The organism is Streptomyces sp. NPDC058145 (assembly GCF_042884245.1).
In the GTDB taxonomy this organism is placed as follows: domain Bacteria; phylum Actinomycetota; class Actinomycetes; order Streptomycetales; family Streptomycetaceae; genus Streptomyces.
This window is the reverse complement of sequence record NZ_JBHVUH010000001.1, coordinates 529,515-544,760: the sequence shown is the minus strand read 5'-3', so window position 1 is coordinate 544,760 and position 15,246 is coordinate 529,515. Positions and strand designations below refer to the sequence as shown.

Sequence of the window (15,246 nt, the reverse complement as noted above, 5' to 3'; positions counted from 1 at the left end):
GCCGAACCGATGGGTGATCTCTCCGTGGCCGGGCCGCTGTCCTTCGCTCAGCAGCGGCTGTGGTTCTTCGACCGGCTCATGCCCGGCAACCCCTTCTACAACCTCGCGTTCGCGCACCGGCTGACCGGGGCGCTCGACGTGCGCGCGCTGGAACGCGCGCTCACCGAGATCGTGGCCCGCCACGAGGCCCTGCGGACCAGGTTCACGGACGACGGCAGAGCACCGCGCCAGGTGATCGACCCGCCGTACGCGGTGACCCTGGACGTGGAGGACGCGGGGCGGGCGGAGGACCCGGTCGCGGAGGCCCACCGGCTGGCGGCCGAGGAGGCGCGCGAGCCCTTCGACCTGGCGAGGGGGAGGGTGCTGCGGGTACGGCTGGTGCGTCTCGCCGAGGCCGACCACGTGCTGCTGGTGACCCTGCACCACATCGCCGGTGACGGCTGGTCGCTGGGCGTCCTGCAGTCCGAGCTGAGCGCGCTCTACCGCGCGTTCGGCTCGGGGCGGCCGTCCCCGCTGCCGCCGCTGGAGATCCAGTACGCGGACTACGCCGACTGGCAGCGGTCCCACCTGTCCGGTGAGGTGCTGACCGAGCGGCTGGAGCACTGGCGGGAGCGCCTGCTCGGCATGCCCGCCGTGCTGGAGCTCCCGGCCGACCGCCCGCGGCCCCCGATGCCCAGCCACACGGCGGGGGTGGTCCCGTTCGAGGTGCCCGCCGAGGTGGCGCAGCGGCTGCGGGCGATCGGCACGGAGCGCCATGCCACGCTGTTCATGGTGCTGCTGGCCGCGTTCGACGCCGTGCTGGCCGGGTACACCGGCGGCACCGACATCGTGGTCGGCGTGCCGGTCGCGGGCCGGGACCAGGCCGAGCTCGAGGATCTCGTCGGCTTCTTCGTCAACAACCTCGTGACGCGGGTGGACTGCTCGGGCGATCCGACGTTCGGCGAGCTGGTGGAGCGGGTGCGCGCGGTGTCGCTCGACGCGTTCGACCACCAGGACCTGCCGTTCGAGCGGCTGGTGGAGGAGCTCCATCCGTCGCGGGACACCAGCCGGAACCCGCTGACCCAGATCGGCTTCCAGCTTCTCCAGGAGAAGCACACGGGGCGCTCACTCGATCTGCCGGGCCTCGAGTCCGCGCCGTTCGGCGACCACGGGGCCACGATCCACCTCGATGTGGAGATGTGCTGCTGGGAGACCCCCGACGGGCTCTCGGGCGAACTCGTCTACGCGGCCGACCTCTTCGACCACCCGACGATGGAGCGGTTCGCACGGCACTTCGTGCATCTCCTGGACCGGGTGGGCGCCGGTGTCCGGATGTCGGAGCTGCCGCTGCTCACCGGCGAGGAGGGCCGCCGTCAGCTCGTCGAGTGGAACGGGACGGAGCGGGAGTTCCCGGACCGGACCGTGGTGCGGCTCTTCGAGGAGCAGGCCGCGCGGACCCCGCGGGCGATCGCGGTGTCGTACCAGGACAGCGCGCTGACGTACGCGGAGCTGAACGCGCGGGCGAACCGGTTCGCCCGGCGGCTGCGCTCGGCCGGTGTCGGCCCCGAGGTGGTCGTGGGGCTGTGCGCGGAACGCGGGCTGGACCTGATGGTGGGCATGCTCGCCGTCCTGAAGGCCGGCGGCGCCTACCTGCCGCTCGACCCGGAGTACCCGGCCGAGCGCATCGCCTACATGCTCGAGGACGCCCGCTGCCCGTTCGTGGTCGTGCAGCGCGGACTCGACGTCGGCGCCGGTGACGCCGAGGTCGTCCACCTCGACGCGGACGCGGACCGGTCCTGGCCGGCGCACGATCTCGGTCCCGGAACGCACCCGGACAGCCTCGCCTACGTCATCTACACCTCGGGTTCGACCGGCCGCCCCAAGGGCGTCGAGGTCCCGCACCGGGGTGTGACCAGCATGATCCGTTTCCAGAGCCGGGAGTTCGGCCTCGGACCGCACTCCCGCGTCCTGCAGGTGGCGTCGATCTGCTTCGACGCCTCGGTGTCGGAGATCTGGATCACCTGGATCAGCGGCGGCGAACTGGTGGTCGCGCCCCGGCACCTGCTCGGCGGGGAGCTGTCCGGTCTGCTCGCCGAGCGGGAGATCACCCAGGTCGCGCTCGTGCCGTCGGTGCTGGCGACGCTGTCGGAGACCGAGCTGCCGCACCTGGAGACCATCCTCATCGGCGGCGAGGCCGCCACCCCGGCCGTCGTGAACCGGTGGGCGAAGGGGCGCGAGCTGTTCAACGTCTTCGGTCCCACCGAGACCACGGTCAACGCCTCCTTCTTCCGCTGCGCCGGTGACGTCACCGCCGCGCTGCCGATCGGCCGGCCCGTCGACAACACGCGGCTGTACGTGCTGGACGCCCTGCTGCGCCCGGTGCCGGTCGGGGTGGCCGGTGAGATCTACGTCGGCGGTACCAACGTGGCCCGCGGCTATCTCGGCCGTCCGGGGCTCACCGCGTCGCGGTTCGTCGCCGACCCGTTCGGCGCCGACGGCTCGCGGCTCTACCGGACCGGCGACCTGGCCCGCTTCCTGCCGGACGGGAACATCGAGTTCCTCGGCCGGCTGGACGACCAGGTCAAACTGCGCGGTTTCCGGGTCGAGCTCGGCGAGGTGGAGGCGACGCTCGCCGAACATCCGGCGGTCGGGCAGGCCGCCGTCACGGTCCGCGAGGACGGGCACGGCGACCACCGTATGTACGCCTACGTCGTCCCCGCCGAGCGGGCGCGGGCCGACTGGGCGGCGGGCGACCCGCTGACGGCCGCGGAGCACGTCGCCGAACGGCAGCGGTTCTTCGACGAGGCCCACCGGGACGGCGGAGCCTGCCGGCCGGCGAACCGCACCGCCCTGGACCGGATCGCGCCGCTGCGCCCGGACCGGCTGCTGGAGATCGGCTGCGGCGGCGGAGCGCTGCTGCGGGAGCTGTCGCCCTCGTGCGGCCAGTACGTGGCGACGGACTTCTCCTCGTCGGCGATCGACCTGCTGAGGTCCGCGCCGGACCTCAGCAGCGGGACCCGTCCGACGCTGCTGCACCGGGAGGCGACGGACTTCCGCGGCTTCCGCGACCGGTCCTTCGGGGCGGTCGTGATCGACTCCGTGCTCCGGCACTGCCCGTCGCTGGCCTACGCGGACGGCGTCATCGGACAGGCGCTGGGCGCGCTCCGCGACGGCGGTGTCCTCGTCGTCACGGACGTACCGGAGAAGGCGGCGGACGGCGAACTCGCCATCAGCCCGGGTTACTTCACGGAGCTCGCCGGCCGGTGGCCCAGGGCCGCCTCGGTGGAGCTGGTCCAGGGGGACGGCGTCTTCGACGTGGTCGTCACGGCCGGCCCCGACCCGGCGACGGCGGCGGACGGGGCCGGGCACCCGGACCTCGGCCGGGACCTGGCGAACGATCCGCTGGGTGCCAGGCGCGCCGAGCAGCTGGCGCGGGAACTGCGCGAGTTCGTACGGGCGCGGCTGCCGGAGTACATGGTGCCGTCCGGGGTCCTCGTGCTGGACAGCCTGCCGCTCTCGCCGAACGGCAAGGCCGACGTGCGGGCGCTGCCCGTCCCGGAGGCAGGGCCGTCGTCGGGCCGGGCGCCGTCGGGGCCCGCCGAGGAGGCCCTGTGCGCCCTCTTCGCCGAGGTGCTCGGGCAGGAGGCGGTCGGGCCCGACGACGGGTTCTTCGACCTGGGCGGGCATTCGCTGCTGGCCCTGCGCCTGCTCAACCTCATCGGCGAGCGGCTCGGTGCGCAGATCACCCTCGGCGCTCTGTTCCAGCAGCCGACTCCCGCCGCGCTCGCCGGACTTCTCATCCCACTCACGCCAGGAGGCATGACATGACCAATCCGTTCGACAACGAGGACGGCGTGTTCTTCGTGCTGCGGAACGAGGAGGGCCAGTACTCGCTGTGGCCCGAGTCCATCGAGGTGCCGGCCGGCTGGACCGCCGTGCACGGTCCGGACGGCCGCCAGGCGTGCCTGGCGCTGATCGAGCAGGACTGGACGGACATGCGTCCGCGCAGCCTCGCTCTGGCGACGGACGCCGACCGGGCCGGCTGAGCCGGCGGGTGCGTCTCACGGAGAAGGCCCGGGCCGGCCGCACGACGCGTGGCACACACCATCGCGTCCTGCGGCCGGCCCGTCGGCCGATGCAGACACCGACGGGGGCCGCAGTGGTGGCCGGGGGAGAAACGGTATGACGGCGATCACGACCGAGGTCGCGGACGAGAACGGCGGGCCGGCCCACCGGAGGCGGGCACCGGCGGACGCGCCGCGGGAGCTGGCCCTGCCGTTCGACCGGCCCCGGCCGCGCACCCCGGACCCGGGCACCGCGCGCGTCGCCCTGGACGTCGGTGCGGAGCTGCACGCCCGGCTCGGGGAACTGGCCGCCGCCGAGGGCGTGTCCCCGGTGACGGTGCTGCGGGCCGCGCTCGCCGCGCTGCTGTCCCGCCTCGGGGCGGGCACCGACATCCCGCTCGGCGGCAGCACCGCCGCGGGCGACCGGATCGTGGTGCGGGCCGATCTCTCGGGCGACCCCTCCTTCACCGAGTCGCTGCGCAGGCTGCACGACAGCGCCGAGACCGCCTCCCGGTTCGGGGGCGCGGCCTTCGAGCGCGTCGTGGCGGAGCCGGCGCCGGACCGCTCGCCGACGGTCCATCCGCTGTACCAGGTCGAGCTGGTGGTCGAGGAACCGGTGACGGCCGCCGCCGGGCTCCCGGCGGACGCGCCCGATACGACCGTCGCCGAACAACTCCCGGGCGATGGGGCGTTCCCGCCGTGCGACCTGTCCTTCCGCCTGCGGCCGTACCTCGGGGCCGACGGCGGGCCCGCCGGGCTGCGCGGCCGGCTCACCTTCGCGGCCGGCCTGTTCGACGAGGCGACGGCCGAGGCGCTCGCCCGGCGTCTCGTGCGGGTCCTCGGCCAGGTCGTGGCGCGTCCCGGCCTGCCGCTGAGCCGGGTCGAGCCGCTCGACGGGGCCGAGCTGCACCGCCTGCTGGTGGACTGGAACGACACCGCCCGGGACGTGCCCGCGGCGACGCTGCCGGAGCTGTTCGAGGCCCAGGCGGAGCGCACCCCCGACGCCCTCGCCGTCGTCGACGGCCGGGTCCGGCTGTCGTACGGGGAGCTCAACGCGCGGGCCAACCGGCTGGCGCGGGTGCTCGCCGGGCACGGCGTGGGTCCCGAGTCACTGGTCGCGGTCGCCCTCGACCGCTCCGCCGAGCTGGTGGTGGCCCTGCTCGCCGTCGTCAAGGCGGGTGGGGCGTACGTGCCCGTGGACCCGGCGTACCCCGCCGAGCACATCGCCTACCTGCTCGACGACGCCGGTCCCGCCTGCCTGATCACCACCGGTGCCCTGCGCCCCCGTACCGCCGGCGCCCTCGACACCACCACCCTCGTGCTGGACGACCCGCTGACCGAGGCGGCCCTGCTCGGTCACCCCGGCACCGACCTCGGCCGGGCGGAGCGCACCGCCGAGCTGCGGCCGGCGCACCCCGCCTACGGCATCTACACCTCCGGCTCCACCGGCCGCCCCAAGGGCGTGCTGGTGACGCACGCTTCCGTGGACCGGCTGGTGCGCCGGACCGGCTACCTGGACATCGGCGCCGGGGACGTGGTCGGCCAGCTCGCCTCGCCGTCGTTCGACGCCACGACGCTCGAGGTGTGGGGCGCCCTGCTCAACGGGGCGGTGCTGGCGGTCGCGCCGCCGGGCGTGCTGTCCGTCGCGGAGCTGAAGGAGTTCACCGCCGGGCACGGGGTGACCGTCCTGTGGCTGACGGCGGGCCTGTTCCACCAGGTGGTCGACACCGATGTGACCGCCCTGCGGGGGCTGCGCCACCTGCTGGCCGGCGGTGACGTGCTGTCGCCCGCGATGTGCGCGGCCGTCGTCGACGGGCTGCCCGGCGTCCGGCTGTCCAACGGGTACGGGCCGACCGAGAACACCACGTTCACCACTACGCACGACGTGCGCGGGACGGATCTCACCGCCCCGGGCACGGTGCCCATCGGCAGGCCCGTCTCCGACACCCGGGTGTACGTGCTGGACGCCGCGCTGCGGCCGACGGCGCCCGGGGTGGCGGGTGAGCTGTACGTCGCGGGGGCCGGTCTGGCCCGGGGCTATCTGCGCCGCCCGGGGACGACGGCGGAACGCTTCGTCGCGAACCCGTTCGGCGAGCCCGGCGAGCGGATGTACCGCACCGGGGACGTGGTGCGGTGGACCAGCGGGGGCGTACTGGAGTTCCTGGGCCGTGAGGACGGCCAGGTCAAGCTCCGGGGCTTCCGGATCGAGCTGGGCGAGGTCGAGGCGGCCCTCGCCGGTCACCCCGGGGTGGGGCGGGCCGCCGTGGTGGTGCACGAGTCGGAGTCCGGCGACAAGCGGCTGGTGGGCTATGTGGTGCCGCGGCCGGGGGCAGCGGGTGCCGAGGCGGCGGAGGTACGGGCCTTCGTCGCGGAGCGGCTGCCTGAGTACATGGTGCCCGCGGCGGTCGTGCCCCTGACGGAGCTGCCGCTGACGGTCAACGGCAAGCTGGACCGCCGGGCGCTGCCCGTTCCGCGGTTCGCCCCGGTGACGGCCTACCGGGCGCCGGGCTCGGCGCGGGAGAAGACCCTGTGCGAGATCTTCGCGGCCGTGCTGGACGTGGAGCGGGTCGGTCTCGACGACAACTTCTTCGAGCTGGGCGGGCATTCGCTGCACGTCACCCAGATCGTGTCCCGGATCCGCCGGGAGCTGTCGGTGGAGCTGCGGCCGCGCGTGATCTACGACATGCCGACGGTCGCGGGTGTGGCCGAGCGGCTCGGCACGGCCCGTCCGGCGCCGCCACCGATCGTCCGGCGCCGGTCCGGTTGAGAGCCGTGGCAGCGGGACGACACGCCGCCGCCCCCGTGAGGTGACCCTCACGGGGGCGGCGGCGCTCGTCGTTCCCGGCCCGCTCAGCGACCGGTGCGCTTGCCCGCTTCGGCCAGCGACGCCGGTGTCGGGGGCTCCTCCAGCAGGTTGTGGTCCTCCGGCCCGACCAGCCAGCGCAGCAGGACGCCGGCCATGCCCGTCGTGACGACCGCCATGACGACCATCTGCGAGTACAGGCTGTTGTCGAGCATCCCGATCTGCAGGCCGACCCCGAGCACGATGAGCTCGGTCAGACCGCGGGTGTTCATCAGGGTGGCCAGGACCGCCGAGTGCCGCGAGGTCATCCCCTGGGTCCGCGCGGCGGTGTAGGTGCCCACGACCTTGCCGAAGACGGCGGTGAGCACGATCAGCAGGAGTTCCAGCAGTCCGCTGAAGCCCATCGTGCTGAGGTCGACCTTGAAGCCGGAGACGACGAAGTAGACCGGCAGCAGGAAGGCGGTGCCCGTCTGGGAGTGCTGCATCAGCTCCTCACGGGCCTTCTCGGTGGCCTTCCGGGGGACGACCAGACCGAACAGGAACGCCCCGAACACGAAGTGCAGGCCGATCAGTTCGGTCACCGCCGCCGAGGCGAACAGGCCGGCCACCACCGTGATGAAGCGCGTCACGGTCAGCGGGACGGCCTCGCCGTCGTGGGTGAGCAGCCGCTTCAGCAGCGGCCTGACGACGAAGGCGAGCAGGGCGGCGAAGGGCACCACCAGCACGGTCGTCCAGTGGGCGGAACCGTTCCCGCCCACGATCGCCTGGACGATCGCCAGCATGGTCCAGGCGGCGAGGTCGCACGACGCGGCGGCGGACAGCGCGATCGAGCCGACCAGCGTCCGGTTCATCCGCCGGTCCACGAGGATCCTGGCGAGGACCGGGAAGGCGGTGATCGACATCGCCACACCGAAGAACAGCACGAAGCCGAGGTGGTGCTCGCTGTGGTGGGTGTCGGCGAGGTAGAGCGCCAGCAGGGAACCGAGCCCGAACGGCACCAGGGCGGCGCTGAGCGCGGTGACACCGGTCACCCGGCCGAAGCCGCGCAGCCGCCCGTAGTCGAATTCCAGGCCCACCACGAACATGAACAGGACCAGGCCGACATTGGCCAGAGCGCTCAGATACGGGCGGAGGTCCGTCGGGAACAGCGTCTCGGACAGGGAGCCGTGCAGGAGCGTGGGCCCCAGCAGGATGCCGGCGACTATCTCGCCGAGCACCGCCGGCTGTCCGAGCGCACGGGCGGCGCGGCCCGCGAGCTGGGCCACCAGGAGGATGAGAGCGAGGTCGAAGAACAGCAGCGCCACTTGGTTCTGGGTCATCTGCCCTCTCTTGGGTGGGAGTCGGTCAGAGCGAGGGCACGGCGCCACCGTCGCACCGCAGCGCGGTGCCCGTGACGTAGGAGGCGGCCTCACTGCAGAGGAAGGCCGCGACGGCACCGAACTCGCCCGGCTGCCCGTACCGGCGGGCCGGGATGGCCGCCTGGGCCCGCGCCGCGAACTCCTCCACGCCGACGCCCTCGCGGGCGGCCCGGTAGGTGTTCATCTGGACGGTGCGCGCGGTCTCGATGCGCCCGGGGAGCAGCATGTTGACCGTGACTCCGTCGCCCGCGACCTCGGTCGCGAGGGTCTTGAGGTATCCGCCCAGGGCGGCCCGGCCGATGTTGGACAGCGCCAGGCTGGGGATCGGGGTGACGACACCGATCGACGCGAGGGCGAGGACGCGCCCCCAGCCGCGTTCCCGCATGCCCGGCAGGACCAGGGACACCAGCCGCTGGTGGGGCAGCACCAGGGATTCCATCGCCGCGACGATGTCGGCGTCCCCGATGTCCTGCGAGCCGCCGGGCGGCGGTCCGGGGCTGTTCAGGACCACGATGTCGGCCGGCCCGAAGGCCTCCTCGGCGGCGGCGACCAGCCGGGCCGGCCCGTCCGGCGCCACGAGGTCGATCTCGACGCCGATCGCCTCGGGCAGTTGCGCGGCGATCTCCTTGGCGACGTCCCCGCGCCGCCCGCAGACCACCACGCGGGCCCCTTCGGCGGCGAGGGCCCGTGCGGTGGCCTCACCGAGTCCGGCGGTCGATGCGCAGACGATCGCGACGCGCCCTCGGATACCAAGGTCCATGGGTTTGATTACCTCCTAGGCATAGGTGAAGAGCCGATTTCCGTACGGGAAGGTCGATTCGGGTACGGGAGTCGGCTCGGGGTATGGAAAGTCGGTTCCGGTCGGTACGGAGGGCGCTTCGGGCGAGGGAGCGGGCCGGGCGGTGGAAGCCCGCGTCAGCCGACGTCCATCACGACGGTCTTCGCCTCGGTGAAGAACTCACGGGAGTGGCCGCCGCCCTCGCGGCCGATGCCGGAACGGCCGAATCCGCCGAAGGGCGAGCGCAGGTCGCGCACCCAGAAGCAGTTGACCCAGACGTTGCCCGCCCGCAGCCGTCCGGCGACCCGGTGCGCGCGCGCCAGCCGGCTGGTGAACACCATGGCGGAGAGGCCGTAGGGGGTCGCGTTGGCGATGCGTACGGCCTCCTCCTCGGTGTCGAAGGGGTGCACCGTGACGACGGGCCCGAAGACCTCCTCCCGGCAGATCGCCGCGTCGGGAGCGGCGTCCACGACCACGGTCGGGGCCACCCACCAGCCGTCCCGGGGGCCGCCGGTCAGCAGTACGGCGCCTTCCTCTGCGGCCCGGCGCAGATGTCCGGTGACCTTGGCGTGGTGCTCCTCGGAGGAGAGCGGCCCGATGTCGGTCCCGGGCTCGCGCGGGTCACCCAGGCGCAGTCGCTCCGCCTGCTTGACCAACGCCGCGACGACGCGGTCGTGGACGTCCCGGTGGACCAGGACGCGGGAGCCCGCGAGGCAGATCTGGCCGGCGTTGGAGAAGGCCGCGTCGGCCGCGACGGCCACGGCCCGGTCGATGTCGGCGTCGTCGAAGACGACCGAGGCGCCCTTGCCGCCGAGTTCGAAGCTGACGGCCCGGACCCCCTCGGCGGCGGACCGCATGATCGCCTCTCCGGTGCGGGTCTCCCCGGTGAAGGTGATCAGGTCGACGCCCCGGTGGGAGACCAGGGCCTCGCCCGCGCCGGCGGGTCCGAGGCCGTGCACGACGTTGAGCACGCCGGGCGGCAGACCGGCCTCCAGGGCGAGTTCGGCGAGCCGGGTGGCGGAGGCGGGGCTCTGCTCGGCGGGCTTGAGGACGACGGTGTTGCCGTAGGCGAGGGCCGGCGCGATCTTCCACGTGGCCTGCATCAGCGGGAAGTTCCAGGGGGACACCGCGGCCACCACACCGGCCGGTTCGTGGCGGGTGTAGATGTGGTGGCCGGGGTGGCCCGGGAACGACGCGTCGGCGGCGAGGCGCGCGTCGTCGGCGAAGAAGCGGAAGTTGGCCGCGCCGCGCACCACGTCGTTGTCGCGGGTGGCCGTGAGCGGGCGCCCCATATCGCGGGTGTCGAGCAGGCCCAGCTCGTCCGCGTGGGCCAGCAGCACGTCGGCGAAGGCGTGCAGGATGCGGGACCGCTCCGCCTGCGTCATCCGGGGCCAGGGGCCCTCGTCGAACGCCTTGCGGGCGGAGGCGACCGCCCGGTCGACGTCCACCGCCGCGCCGAGGGCCACCTCGGCCCAGGCCGTGCGGGTGGTGGGGTCGACCGAGGTCATGGTGGCGCCGTCGGCGGAGCCGGTCGTCTCGCCGCCGATGACATGACCGAACCGCTCGAGCCCGGTCATGACGCGCCGTTCCGGGGGGTGGGCGCCGCGGTCACGACTCGACCTGGACGATCATCTCGATCTCCACGGCGAAGTCATGGGGCAGCGCGATCGCGCCGATGGCCGAGCGCGCGTGCCGGCCCGCCTCGCCGAACAGTTCCACCAGGAGGTCGGAGGCTCCGTTGATGACCTGCGGGCCGCGGTCGAACCCGGGTTGGCAGTTGACGAACCCGAGCAGCTTCACGATCCGCTTCACGCGGTCGAGGGAGCCGAGTTCCTCCCTGACGAGGGCGAGCAGGCGCAGCGCGGCCTCGCGGGCCGCCAGCCGGGCGGTGTCCTCGTCGATGTCGACGCCGATCTTGCCCCGGATGTCGTGGCTGCCCTGTCCGGACACGAACAGCAGGTCGCCGACGCGCACGGTGCTCAGGAAGTTTCCGGTCCGCCCGGGAGCGTGCGGGAACGTCAGCCCGAGCTCCTTGAAGCGCGCCTCCGCCGATGCGGTGTCAGTACTCAATGTCGAACCTCGGTCGTGTGTGGGCGTCGCGGCCGCCGGGGCCGGGTCATGACGCTGGTTACCGGGCTGCTGCGGTCAGCAGTGCGGAGGCGTTGCCGGACAGGATCGCCGTCTTGACGTCCTCGTCGAGCGAGGACCGTTCGACGGCGTCCCCCGGGCGCTCCTCGCCGAACGGGAAGGGGTAGTCGGTGCCGAGCACGATGTGGTCCCAGCCGATCCGGCCCGCGACGAGCCGCAGGTTGGCCTCGTCGCCGGCGAGCGAGTCGGCCCAGAGCCGCCGGGCGATCGTCCCCGGGGGCTCGGCCGCGCCGCCCCGCTTGTCGGGCCAGGTCGCCCAGCCGCGGTCGATGCGCGGCAGCAGCCAGGCGAGCGCGCCGGCTCCGTGCGCGAGCAGTACGCGCAGGGCGGGGTACGCGCTCAGCACGCCGCCGTGCAGCAGGGCGAGCGCCGCGTACGCGGTCTCGGTGGGCATGCCGACGGTGTACATGGCGTTGTAGCGGGTCAGCCGGTCCGCGGAGCGTACGTCCCAGGGGTGGACCAGGACGGGCACGTCCAGCTCGGCGATGGCCTCGAAGACCGGCCTCAGCAGCGGGTCGTCGAGTTCGCGGCCGGCGATGTTGGTGCCGATCTCCACTCCGCGCAGGCCCAGTTCGCGCACGGCGCGCTCCAGCTCCGCGACGGCGAGATCCGGGTCGCCCATCGGCAGGGTGGCCAGGCCGGTGAAGCGGTCCGGCGCGTGCCGCACCATCTCGGCGATGCCGTCGTTGACGTGCCGGCCCATCTCCGCCGCCTGCTTTGGCGGCGCCCAGTAGCCGAACATCACCGGGGTGACGGACAGCCACTGGCTCGCGACGCCCGAGGCGTCCATCTGCTCGATCCGGGCCGCGGGGTCCCAGCAGGTGTGCGGGACGGTGCGGAAGTGCTTGCCGCTCACGAACAGGTCGGCGGTGCAGTCGTCGACCGCGCGCCGGACCGGCCAGCGGGCGTCGCCGTAGCGCTCCGCGAGGTCCAACCAGTGCCGGGGCAGCGTGTGGGTATGGCAGTCGACCAGCCGGGGCCGGGCGCCATCCGTCATGCCGGCCCCTCCATGACGAAGGGACCCGGCTTGGCGAGGACGTGTCCGCAGGAACGGCAGGTGCGGCGGTCCTCGGCGGCCTGGAACTCGTTGAGCAGCGGCATCAGGGACTCGATCATCTGCGACGACTCCATGGTCACCCGCTCGATGAGCGCGTCGCACCGGTCGCAGTACCACTCCACGGCCTCGGTGTCCCCGGGCTTCCGGCGGACCTCGACGACGATGCCCCAGGTGCCCTCGGGGCGCAGCGGCGAGTGGGCGGTGCCCGCGGGCACGACGAACAGCTCGCCCTCGTGCACGAGGTTGCGCCGCAGTCCGCCGCCCTGCTCCCGGGTGTCGACCCGGATGGTGCCCTCCACCTGGAGGAAGAGCTCGTCGTACGGGTTGACGTGGAAGTCGTTGCGGCTGTTCGGGCCGCGTACCAGCACGACCTCGAAGTCGGACTCCGGATAGAGCGACTTGGCGGCCAGCGCGCCGGGGAAGGCCGCGCTGCCGGCCTTGCGGAGTTGCTCGACGGAGACGATGCCCGGGCGGGCGTCGGTCTGCTCGGTCATGTTGTGGGACCCCCTGTCACCCCGACCTCTGTACCGAGACCGTGGAATCTCTGGCTGTAGTGGACGAGCGGCTCGGCCTCGTCGCCGGCCTCGTCCGCCCAGCGGATCGACTCGATGTGCCCGATGAGAAGGGCGTGCGTGCCGTGCTCCACGGACTTCGCGACCCGGCACTCGAAGGAGACCAGGGCGGTTTCGAGCACGGGCACGCCCAGCGCTCCCGGTGACCAGTCACCGGTGCTGAATCGTTCCGCTCCGAAGACGCCGTGCAGGCCGGCGAACATCCGCGCGACCTCGAGGTCGCCGCCGGCCAGGACGTTCACGGAGAACACGCCGTTGTGCCTGAGCTGCTCACGGGTGCCGGCCGCGTGGTTGAGGCAGACGACCAGGCTGGGCGGCTCCGCGCACAGGGAGCACACCGCGGTCGCGGTCATGCCCCGCCGGCCGGCCGGGTCGGCGGCGGTTCCGGTGGCGATCACGCTCACCCCGCCGGCCAGCCGGCTCATGCCGAGCCGGAAGTCGGAGATGCTCACGCCCGGGGTCGTCGTGGCGCTCACGACGGGGAGCCGGACACGTCGGACGGGTGCGTGTACGAGTCCAGCAGTCCGTCCACGATGCCGTGGAAGTGGTCCCAGGGGGCCTCGCGGTAGTTGTGGCCCCGCACGATGAACCCGGCACCGGCGTAGAACTTCTCGTACTGCTGGTGGCGGCCGGCGAACTCGCTGCCGACGAAGTCCCAGGCCAGCTTGTGCAGCTTCATCCGCTCGACGGCCGCGAGCTGCGGGGTGTGCCAGAACTCCTCGAAGGTCCGGCGCAGTTCGTCGTCCTCCAGCACGGAGCAGTCGGCCGGGAACTGCAGCGCCCCGCCGCCGCACAGCTCGCGCAGGACGTCGATCAGCTCGGAGTAGTGCTCGACGCACCAGTTCATGGCGGCGTACATGGAACGCCGGTTGTAGGTGACGTATCCGTCGCCCCAGGGCTCCGCGCCCCAGAGCTGGCCGTCGATGAGCCCCGCCAGCAGCGCCTCCTGCGAGGCGAGCCGGCCGAGCTTCTCCCGGACGGCCGGCACCTGTTCGGCGCCCGTCGACTGCGCGATGCGGCTCGCCACGCCCAGCAGCAGTTCGAGCTTCGCGTGGAAGCGGACGTTGGACTGGTGGTTGCCGTAGGCGTGCGCCGGGGTGCGGAAGTACAGCTCGCGGGAGAGCGGCACGTTGTTGTGGACGAAGACGCGCTCCCACGGGATGTGCACGTTGTCGAAGAGGACCATGGCGTCGGTCTCGTCGAAGCGCCGGCTCAGCGGGGCGTCGAACTCCGCGGCCGTGGAAGTGCCGAGCGGTTTGCGCGACCACAGCGACACGCCTGGCGCGTTGCACGGCACCGCCATGGTGATCGACTCGGCCTCGTTCTCCGGCGCCAGGGGCAGGATGTTGCCGATCCAGATCTCGTTGGCGAGGACCGCCCCGGTCGCCAGCATCTTCATGCCGTGCACGATCACGCCCGCGTCGTCCTCACCGACGACCCGGAGGGTCGGAATCGGGAGGTTCTCACGTTCGTAGAATTTCGGATCGCGGGCCGCCTGAGGAGCGACGATCGCATGCGCCGCGTAACTGTCGCTGTCGCGCATATGGCGCCAGTAGGCGACGACCCGGTCGGCCGTGTCATTGAAGACTTCAGGCGACACGGCCATGCCCGTGACGAAGCTCGCGACGTAATCCGGAGATCGGCCGAGCAGGCCGTAACTCAGGTCGGCAATCCGCTTGTGAGCAGCCGACCGCTTTGCCAGATCCTCACGAGTCCTCGCTCGCATGAAATACGAGCTGTGCCTTTCCCCGTCCTCCACATAGGTCATTACTTCACTGTTGGCGGGGTCCGCCTTCAGGTCGTAGAGATCCGAGATCGTCTGAGCCGCACGCGCGAAAGCCGGGTGTGTGGTCACATCTTCAACAAGCGTCCGACCGATGTAGACACGACGGCCGTCACGCAGGCTCTCGAGGTGTTCCTTGCCAGTCTTCAACACCCGATGGAGCAAACCACATGTTCCAGCATGTGGCTAGACCTTGACGATCTTCATGCGAGGGCACTCGAACCCACAACACCCCCTGGGAGCTGGGGAAATGAGTTATAGCCCATCCCTCAACAACCTCCCGCCGGCCGATCGGAGGGAAATATTCCGCCCGATCCGGCCGCTTTACTCCCGTTGTTCACCACTGCATCTTGAGCCAGTCGCCACACAAAGTTCATGCCCCCGGCTCAACTCGGGCACAAACCGCCCGGAACCCACTGCGGTCGGCCGTTCAAACACCGCCCAGGCAACCCATTTGCGGACGCCGACACACACCCGGGACGCCATGGCCGAGGCACGGCTATCACAGTCAAAAGCGACAACCGACGTCGTGCGATCACCACCTGGGAAGCGAAACCAGGAATGCGGAGCGGCCCATTCCGTCAACACCCCGAAACGCACTTGACGTTGCTCGGGACCGCTGGTTGTATCGCATAAGCCGCCTTGGGGGGTGGCAGGTGGCATCTCGCGGTCGCAGCCGCTTCTCAACTACTCAGCGCATCTTG

General features: G+C 72.2%; 11 protein-coding genes. 3 read left to right on the top strand and 8 right to left on the bottom strand.

Annotated elements, in window-relative coordinates; translation table 11 throughout:
• Positions 1–9: 9 nt before the first annotated feature.
• The 3 genes from ACFVVO_RS02555 to ACFVVO_RS02545 all read left to right on the top strand — a co-directional run bounded on the left by ACFVVO_RS02555 (position 10) and on the right by ACFVVO_RS02545 (position 6,810).
• On the top strand, positions 10–3,807 hold the full coding sequence (locus ACFVVO_RS02555; RefSeq protein WP_390051120.1) for an amino acid adenylation domain-containing protein: 3,798 nt from the start codon (positions 10–12) through the stop codon (positions 3,805–3,807).
• Complete coding sequence (locus ACFVVO_RS02550) at positions 3,804–4,025, top strand: MbtH family protein (RefSeq protein WP_390051119.1); 222 nt, start codon at positions 3,804–3,806, stop codon at positions 4,023–4,025. Before ACFVVO_RS02555 ends, ACFVVO_RS02550 begins: the two co-directional genes overlap by 4 nt.
• A gap of 136 nt (positions 4,026–4,161) precedes the next feature.
• The gene (locus ACFVVO_RS02545) at positions 4,162–6,810 is read left to right on the top strand and encodes an amino acid adenylation domain-containing protein (RefSeq protein WP_390051118.1); all 2,649 of its coding nucleotides are present in this window, start codon (positions 4,162–4,164) and stop codon (positions 6,808–6,810) included.
• Between the two features lie 83 nt (positions 6,811–6,893).
• Here ACFVVO_RS02545 and ACFVVO_RS02540 read toward each other — a convergent pair whose 3' ends face one another.
• The 8 genes from ACFVVO_RS02540 to ACFVVO_RS02505 all read right to left on the bottom strand — a co-directional run bounded on the left by ACFVVO_RS02540 (position 6,894) and on the right by ACFVVO_RS02505 (position 14,695).
• On the bottom strand, positions 6,894–8,165 hold the full coding sequence (locus tag ACFVVO_RS02540; protein ID WP_390051117.1) for a cation:proton antiporter: 1,272 nt from the start codon (positions 8,163–8,165) through the stop codon (positions 6,894–6,896).
• A gap of 25 nt (positions 8,166–8,190) precedes the next feature.
• Positions 8,191–8,964, bottom strand: a complete 774-nt coding sequence (locus tag ACFVVO_RS02535) for an SDR family oxidoreductase (protein ID WP_390051116.1) — start codon at positions 8,962–8,964, stop codon at positions 8,191–8,193.
• Positions 8,965–9,119: 155 nt separating this feature from the next.
• Complete coding sequence (locus tag ACFVVO_RS02530) at positions 9,120–10,559, bottom strand: aldehyde dehydrogenase (RefSeq protein ID WP_390051115.1); 1,440 nt, start codon at positions 10,557–10,559, stop codon at positions 9,120–9,122.
• 31 nt (positions 10,560–10,590) lie between these two features.
• Positions 10,591–11,052 (bottom strand): RidA family protein, encoded by a 462-nt coding sequence (locus ACFVVO_RS02525; RefSeq protein ID WP_390051114.1) that lies wholly within the window; start codon positions 11,050–11,052, stop codon positions 10,591–10,593.
• 58 nt (positions 11,053–11,110) lie between these two features.
• On the bottom strand, positions 11,111–12,127 hold the full coding sequence (locus tag ACFVVO_RS02520) for an amidohydrolase family protein (RefSeq protein ID WP_390051113.1): 1,017 nt from the start codon (positions 12,125–12,127) through the stop codon (positions 11,111–11,113).
• Positions 12,124–12,681 carry a 3-hydroxyanthranilate 3,4-dioxygenase gene (locus tag ACFVVO_RS02515; protein WP_390051112.1) on the bottom strand — a complete coding sequence of 186 codons (558 nt, stop codon included), beginning with the start codon at positions 12,679–12,681 and terminating at the stop codon, positions 12,124–12,126. Before ACFVVO_RS02515 ends, ACFVVO_RS02520 begins: the two co-directional genes overlap by 4 nt.
• The gene (locus ACFVVO_RS02510; protein ID WP_390051111.1) at positions 12,678–13,235 is read right to left on the bottom strand and encodes a flavin reductase family protein; all 558 of its coding nucleotides are present in this window, start codon (positions 13,233–13,235) and stop codon (positions 12,678–12,680) included. The genes ACFVVO_RS02515 and ACFVVO_RS02510 overlap by 4 nt, the downstream gene beginning before the upstream one ends.
• Complete coding sequence (locus ACFVVO_RS02505) at positions 13,232–14,695, bottom strand: 4-hydroxyphenylacetate 3-hydroxylase family protein (RefSeq protein WP_390051110.1); 1,464 nt, start codon at positions 14,693–14,695, stop codon at positions 13,232–13,234. Before ACFVVO_RS02505 ends, ACFVVO_RS02510 begins: the two co-directional genes overlap by 4 nt.
• Between the last annotated feature and the right edge of the window lie 551 nt (positions 14,696–15,246).

What these genes read in the sequence shown, in the direction of transcription:
- ACFVVO_RS02535 (WP_390051116.1), bottom strand. Translation starts at nt 8,964, where the DNA reads ATGGACCTTGGTATCCGAGGGCGCGTCGCGATCGTCTGCGCATCGACC.
- ACFVVO_RS02545 (WP_390051118.1), top strand. Translation starts at nt 4,162, where the DNA reads ATGACGGCGATCACGACCGAGGTCGCGGACGAGAACGGCGGGCCGGCC.
- ACFVVO_RS02540 (WP_390051117.1), bottom strand. Translation starts at nt 8,165, where the DNA reads ATGACCCAGAACCAAGTGGCGCTGCTGTTCTTCGACCTCGCTCTCATC.
- ACFVVO_RS02515 (WP_390051112.1), bottom strand. Translation starts at nt 12,681, where the DNA reads ATGACCGAGCAGACCGACGCCCGCCCGGGCATCGTCTCCGTCGAGCAA.
- ACFVVO_RS02555 (WP_390051120.1), top strand. Translation starts at nt 10, where the DNA reads ATGGGTGATCTCTCCGTGGCCGGGCCGCTGTCCTTCGCTCAGCAGCGG.
- ACFVVO_RS02520 (WP_390051113.1), bottom strand. Translation starts at nt 12,127, where the DNA reads ATGACGGATGGCGCCCGGCCCCGGCTGGTCGACTGCCATACCCACACG.
- ACFVVO_RS02530 (WP_390051115.1), bottom strand. Translation starts at nt 10,559, where the DNA reads ATGACCGGGCTCGAGCGGTTCGGTCATGTCATCGGCGGCGAGACGACC.
- ACFVVO_RS02550 (WP_390051119.1), top strand. Translation starts at nt 3,804, where the DNA reads ATGACCAATCCGTTCGACAACGAGGACGGCGTGTTCTTCGTGCTGCGG.